This window comes from Mesorhizobium sp. M7A.F.Ca.AU.002.02.1.1, from assembly GCF_003998535.1.
Classification (GTDB): Bacteria; Pseudomonadota; Alphaproteobacteria; order Rhizobiales; family Rhizobiaceae; genus Mesorhizobium; species Mesorhizobium ciceri.
The window spans coordinates 1-3,482 of the sequence record NZ_RZPB01000641.1 but is presented as its reverse complement, the minus strand read 5'-3'; the positions used below and the strand labels follow the sequence as shown (position 1 = coordinate 3,482).

At 64.1% G+C, this 3,482-nt stretch carries 5 protein-coding genes and 1 tRNA gene; 3 read left to right on the top strand and 3 right to left on the bottom strand.

Annotated features, from left to right (window positions below; genetic code table 11):
* Positions 1 to 389, top strand: a 389-nt coding sequence (locus EN879_RS28480) for a hypothetical protein (RefSeq protein WP_206521021.1), incomplete at its 5' end; no start/stop codon positions are given.
* A gap of 97 nt (positions 390 to 486) precedes the next feature.
* Here the strand turns inward: EN879_RS28480 and EN879_RS28475 are convergent.
* Positions 487 to 571: transfer RNA gene (locus EN879_RS28475), tRNA-Leu, on the bottom strand.
* A gap of 274 nt (positions 572 to 845) precedes the next feature.
* Between EN879_RS28475 and EN879_RS28470 the strand changes: the two genes are divergently transcribed.
* Both EN879_RS28470 and EN879_RS28465 read left to right on the top strand, forming a co-directional pair.
* On the top strand, positions 846 to 1,433 hold the full coding sequence (locus EN879_RS28470; RefSeq protein WP_013529435.1) for a YqaA family protein: 588 nt from the start codon (positions 846 to 848) through the stop codon (positions 1,431 to 1,433).
* Between the two features lie 34 nt (positions 1,434 to 1,467).
* Positions 1,468 to 1,986, top strand: coding sequence for a disulfide bond formation protein B (locus EN879_RS28465; protein WP_063169081.1), 519 nt, complete (start codon positions 1,468 to 1,470; stop codon positions 1,984 to 1,986).
* Between the two features lie 165 nt (positions 1,987 to 2,151).
* On the opposite strand, the gene EN879_RS28460 is transcribed toward EN879_RS28465, so the two are convergent.
* Together EN879_RS28460 and EN879_RS28455 are read right to left on the bottom strand one after the other, a co-directional pair.
* Positions 2,152 to 2,709 (bottom strand): HNH endonuclease, encoded by a 558-nt coding sequence (locus EN879_RS28460; protein ID WP_006328497.1) that lies wholly within the window; start codon positions 2,707 to 2,709, stop codon positions 2,152 to 2,154.
* A gap of 128 nt (positions 2,710 to 2,837) precedes the next feature.
* Entirely contained in the window at positions 2,838 to 3,479 is a 642-nt protein-coding gene (locus EN879_RS28455; protein WP_013529433.1) for a DNA-3-methyladenine glycosylase, read from the bottom strand.
* Between the last annotated feature and the right edge of the window lie 3 nt (positions 3,480 to 3,482).

Below are 3,482 nucleotides of genomic sequence, written 5' to 3'. Positions count from 1 at the left end.
CCCCCGATCAAAGCGTGGTCCGCGCAACGCCGAGCGCCGGGCAGCGCGCCGAGGACGTGGCCGAGCATCGGCGCCAAACCTCGGAAACCGAGATTGCGAATTTACGCCAGGAGCGCGACGCGGCGCGCCGAGACTGTGGCGCGGTGAAGGTTCAACTCGCCGATCTCCGCTTGCGCGGCATGACCGACGAACTCGCGCATGCCCGTTGCCGCAACGAGAACCGCCAGCTTCACCAAAGGCTGGAAACGCTGACACGCCAGGATCCGCCCAGCGGACCGGCAGCCGATGACAGCGCCGACCTAGAACGGACATTCGACGAATTGCTGGCAGCTGGCGAGATCGGCCCGGCCAATGACGGCGACCCCAGCGTGGCGCGCAAAGCGTGTTGATCGCCTGCTGAGACGTATCGGGAGCCAAAGCGACCGTGACGCCCTTCGTCTATTGAACTTCGAGTGGCCTGCCACCCGAAGCTCGGAGAGCGAAGGGTGGTGCCCCTAGCCGGGATCGAACCAGCACTCCTTGCGGAACTCGATTTTGAGTCGAGCGCGTCTACCAATTCCGCCATAGGGGCTCAGGCCGGGCGGCCTGGATGGCGCGGGACTATACGGTTGGAGGCCTGTTCGTCAACTGGCCAATTCCTCGTCGCCCCGGATGCGACCAAACTGCGCCTTTCGATTTCGTGACGGGGCTGCCATTGTGCAGCGCGGAAAATCTTTCTAGACAGGCGGCGCATCAAAGCGCGGCACGTCTGCGGGGACGGATGGCGTGCGCTGGGTCTTTGTTCTGTGCATGCCGTTACACCCCAACCTGCCTGCGCAATTGAACGACACGCATTAGGAGTGCCGATGCTTCGCGGACTTTACGACTGGACCCTGTCGCTGGCGGCCCGCAAATCCGCCGAATGGTGGCTGGCCTTCATCGCCTTCGTCGAAAGCTCGGTGTTCCTGGTGCCGGCCGACGTGCTCTATCTGCCGATGGCGCTGTCGCGGCCGGATCGCGCCTACCGCTATGCGCTGATCGCCACCGTCGCCTCGGTGCTGGGCGGCATCGCCGGCTGGTTCATCGGCCACTATGCCTATGACGCGGTCGCCAGGCCGATCCTCGAATTCTACGGCAAGTACGACGAGTTCGAGCAACTGCGCGCGGGCGCCGGCGTCGGCTTCATCGTCCTGATGCTGATCACGTCGGGTGCCGCCCACCTGCCGCCGATCAAGGTGGTGACGATCCTGTCCGGTGTCATCGGCGTCAATTTGCTGCTGTTCATCGTGCTGGCGATCGTGGCCCGCGGCGCCCGCTTCCTGCTGCTCGCCTGGCTGCTGCGCCGCTATGGCGAACCGATCCGCGAATTCATCGAAAAGCGCCTCGGCCTGATCGCCGGCGCCGGCGCGGTTGCCCTGATTTTGCTCTATATCCTGGTCAAATACGCGTTCTGAACAGAACCATTGCAAGCCGGACGGACCGATTGAAATGACAGCGACCATGAATGCCGACACCGGACGCCAGCGCACGCTGACCGCCTTGTTCCTCGCCGTCGCCATGGCCGCCACCGTTGGCTCGGCGCTCGGCTTCCAGTATCTCGGCGGCTATATCCCCTGCCACCTCTGCCTCGAACAGCGCACGCCCTACTATATCGGCGTCCCGCTGATGGTGCTGGCGGTGATTGCGTCGATGCTGCACGCACCCAGCTGGCTGACGCGCGGCCTGCTGGCCGTCGGCGGCATCCTGATGCTCTACGGCCTCTATCTCGGCGTCTACCACTCCGGCGTCGAATGGCAGTGGTGGGCCGGCCCGACCGATTGTACCGCAGGCGCCGGACCGGTCGACACCGGCGGCAAGGGCGTGCTCGACGCGCTCGACAAATTCGTGCCGCCGTCCTGCGACAAGGCCGCTTTGCGCATCCTCGGCCTGTCGCTGGCCGGCTGGAACGCCATCGCCAGCCTGATCCTCGCCGCCGTCGCCTTCCGAGCCGCTTTCGCCCGCGACTAAACCAATTCGATTGAACGGCGCGACGCAGAGTTCGAGCAAAAATTCGCCAGGCTGAGTCGGATGGCGCGGCTTTCGAGAACCGGAGCGGAGCGTACTGAAGTACGTGAGCACCGGAAGCGCAGAAAGCTGCGTCAGGCGGCCAGCATGGCGGATTTGTGCCGAACTCTATGGTTCGAGTTCGACATCCCAGTAGAGATAATCCATCCAGCTCTCATGCAGATGGTTGGGCGGGAACAGGCGGCCATTGTTGTGCAGATCGTGCACCGTCGGCTGGAAAGGCTTCTGCAACGGCCACATCTTGGCATGCGCCGGCATCATGCCGCCCTTCCTCAAATTGCACGGCGAACAGGCGGCAACGACATTCTCCCACGTCGTCGCGCCGCCGCGATGGCGGGGGATGACGTGATCGAAGGTCAGGTCCTCCGGCGTGCCGCAATACTGGCACTGGAAGCGATCGCGCAGGAAGACGTTGAAGCGGGTGAAGGCCGGGTGCCTGGAGGGCTTCACATAGGCCTTAAGACTGACAACGCTCGGCAGCTTCATCGAGAAGGTCGGCGAGGAGACGGCGTGCTCGTATTCGGCGACGATGTTCACCCGGTCGAGGAACACCGCCTTGATAGCGTCCTGCCACGACCAGAGCGACAAGGGGTAATAGCTGAGCGGACGGTAATCCGCATTCAGCACCAGTGCTGGAAGCCCATCCGGAGATACGGCAACCGTCACGTGTTCACCTCCTTGGTTCTAGACCCGAACGGCACGGATACTGTAAGCCCGACATGACAGGGATGTGAAGCGGATTGTCGCGTCGCTGAAGCGCCAAAAATGCATGATTTTTATGATTTTTCGCGGATTCAGGCCGGCGGCGCGGCGTCCCGCCCTCTGGTTTCACGATAATAGGACCAGAAAAGCCGCGATGCGACACCTCGCCACGGGCTCCATGATTCGGCCAATGCGATCAGCGTTTTCTCCGGCGGACGCGGCTCGATGCCGAGCGCGTGGCCGACCGCGCTCTGCAGCGCGACATCACGCGCGGGGAAAATGTCGGGGTGCCCGGCGGCGAATAAGAGGTACACTTCCGCCGTCCACGGGCCGATGCCGGACACCGCCGTCATCGTCGTGATCGCCTCCTCGGCATCGAGCGAACAGAGGTGATGCAGGTCGAGGCCGTCGACCACGGCCTGGGCAATTGCGATCAGGCCGCGCTGCTTCGGCCGCGACAGGCCGGCCTCGCGAAACATGTCCTCGCCGGCGGCCAGGATCGCCTGCGGCGTCAGCGGATCGACGAGCTTGGTCAGCCGGCCGAAGATCGCATCGGCGCTGGCGCGGGACACTTGCTGCGAGACGACGATCGACGCCAGGCTTCGAAACCCCGGTTCGGACAGCCGCAGCGGCACTTCGCCGGCCATGCCGCGCACCTTTTCCAGGCGCGGGTCGATCACGCAAAGCGCATCGAGCCCCCGGGCAATGTCGTCTGATGTCGCGATACGCTGCATGCT